The organism is Cobetia sp. UCD-24C (genome assembly GCF_001306765.1).
Lineage (GTDB): Bacteria > Pseudomonadota > Gammaproteobacteria > Pseudomonadales > Halomonadaceae > Cobetia > Cobetia amphilecti.
The window spans coordinates 1-2,516 of sequence record NZ_LJTD01000024.1; the positions used below are offsets into that span (position 1 = coordinate 1).

General features: G+C 64.0%; 1 protein-coding gene. It reads right to left on the reverse strand.

Features of this window, described 5'->3' with window-relative positions; genetic code table 11:
- Nucleotides 1–2,516 (reverse strand): Ig-like domain-containing protein (locus tag AOG28_RS18400; protein WP_235507079.1); only part of this gene is annotated, 2,516 nt, incomplete at both ends.

A 2,516-nucleotide genomic window follows, 5' to 3' on the forward strand; every position in this document is an offset into this window, starting at 1 on the left:
GGCGCGACGGTGTCGACGGTGAGCGTGAACTCGCCAGACGGCGCGCTTTCGTTACCGGCGGCATCGGTCGCGGTGACGCTGAAGACGTGATCGCCCTCGGTGAGATCAGTGCTCGGGGTATAGCGCCAGGCGCTATTGGCATCTGCCACGACCGTATCAACGACTTCGCCGTTGCGGGTGATGGTGACGGTGCTATTGGCTTCGGCGCTGCCGGTGAGGGTCGGCGTCGGGTCATTGGTGCTGTCGCCSGAGGCGAGGGCACCGGTATCGGCTGGTACATCGTCGGTCGCCGAGGTGATGGTCGGCGTGTTCGGTGCGGTAACGTCAGCATCTTCCGGCACATCGAGTGCCGAGGACGCTGCGCTTTCATTGCCGGCCGCATCGGTTGCCGTGGCTGTCAGAGTGCTGCCAGCTTTCTGCTCTGGTGAGAGCTCAACCGAGAAGTTGCCTTCTGCATCGACGACCGCTGTTCCCAGCACATCATCGTTGGCATTGGTGATCTCGAGCGTGGTGCCCGCTTCACCGGTCCCGGCGACGGTGGTGCCATCCGTCTCGGACAGAACCGGCGCATCCGGCGCGGTGGTGTCGACCGTGAGCGTGAACTCGCCAGACGCTGGGCTTTCGTTGCCGGCGCCATCGGTCGCTGTGACGCTGAATACGTGGTCACCATCGGTGAGATCAGTAGCCGGTGTGTAGCTCCAGGCACCATTGGCATCTGCCGTCACGCTATCAACGACTTCGCCGTTATGGGTGATGGTGACGGTACTTCCGGCTTCGGCGCTGCCGGTCAGGGCCGGAGTCGCATCGTTGGTGCTGTCGCCGGAGGCGAGGGCACCGGTATCGGCTGGCACGTCGTCGGTCGCCGAGGTGATGGTCGGCGTGTTCGGCGCGGTAACGTCAGCATCTTCCGGCACATCAAGTGCCGCGGACGCTGCGCTTTCATTGCCGGCCGAATCGGTTGCCGTGGCTGTCAGTGTGCTGCCAGCTTCCTGCTCCGGTGAAAGCTCAACCGAGAAGTTGCCTTCTGCATCGACGACCGCTTTTCCCAGCACATCATCGTTGGCATTGGTGATCTCGACCGTGGTGCCCGCTTCACCGGTTCCGGCGACGGTGGTGCCATCGGTCTCGGACAGGATCGGGGCATCCGGCGCTGTGGTGTCGACGGTGAGCGTGAACTCGCCAGACGGCGCGCTTTTATTGCCGGCGGCATCAGTCGCGGTGACGCTGAAGACGTGATCGCCATCGGTGAGATCAGTGCTCGGGGTATAGCTCCAGGCACCATTGACATCTGCCACGACCGTGTCAACGACTTCGCCGTTGTGAGTGATGGTGACCGTGCTGCCGGCTTCGGCGCTGCCGGTCAGCGTCGGAGTCGCGTCATTGGTGCTGTCGCCGGAGGCGAGGGCACCGGTATCGGCAGCCACATCGTCGGTCGCGGAGGTGATGGTCGGCGTGTTCGGCGCGGTAACGTCAGCGTCTTCCGGCACCACCAGGGTGTCGGAGACTGGGCTTTCGTTACCTGCGGCGTCGGTGACGGTGGCGGTCAGCTCAGCGCCGGCTTCCTGCTCCGGGGAGAGCTCAACCGAGAAGTTGCCTTCTGCATCGACGGCCGCGGTGCCCACAACATCATCGTTGGCATTGGTGATCTCGACCGTGGTGCCCGCTTCACCGGTCCCGGCGACGGTGGTGCCATCGGTCTCGGACAGGGTCGGTGCATCCGGCGCGGTGGTGTCGATCGTGAGCGTGAACTCACCAGACGGCGCGCTTGCGTTGCCAGCAGCATCGGTCGCGGTGACGCTGAAGACATGATCGCCATCGGTGAGCTCAGTGCTCGGGGTGTAGCTCCAGGCACCATTGGCATCTGCCGTCACGCTATCAACGAATTCACCGTTGTGGGTGATGGTGACGGTGCTACCGGCCTCGGCGCTGCCGGTCAGGGTCGGCGTCGCGTCATTGGTGCTATCGCCGGAGGTGAGAGAACCGGTGTCGGCTGGCACATCATCTGTGGCGGAGGTGATGGCCGGCGTGTTCGGCGCTGTGACGTCAGCGTCTTCCGGTACCACCAGAGCGTCGGAGACCGCACTTTCATTGCCTGCAGCGTCGGTGACAGTGGCGGTCAGCTCAGCGCCGGCTTCCTGCTTCGGAGACAGCGTGATGCTGAAGGTACCGTCATCGGCAACAGTGCCGCTGCCCAGCAAGTCGCCATCACCATTGGTGATTTCGACGGTGCCACCGGCCTCGGCGCTACCATTGACGGTGCTGCCATTAGCCGTCTCGCCATCGGTCTCGGACAGAACCGGCGCATCAGGCGCGGCGGTGTCGACGGTGAGCGTGAACTCGCCAGAGGCTGCACTCTCGTTGCCGGCGGCATCGGTAGCCGTGACGCTGAAGACATGCTCACCCTCGGTGAGATCAGTGCTCGGGGTATAGCTCCAGGTGCCATTGGCATCTGCCACGACCGTATCAACGACTTCACCGTTGTGGGTGATGGTGACGGTGCTGTTGGCTTCGGCGCT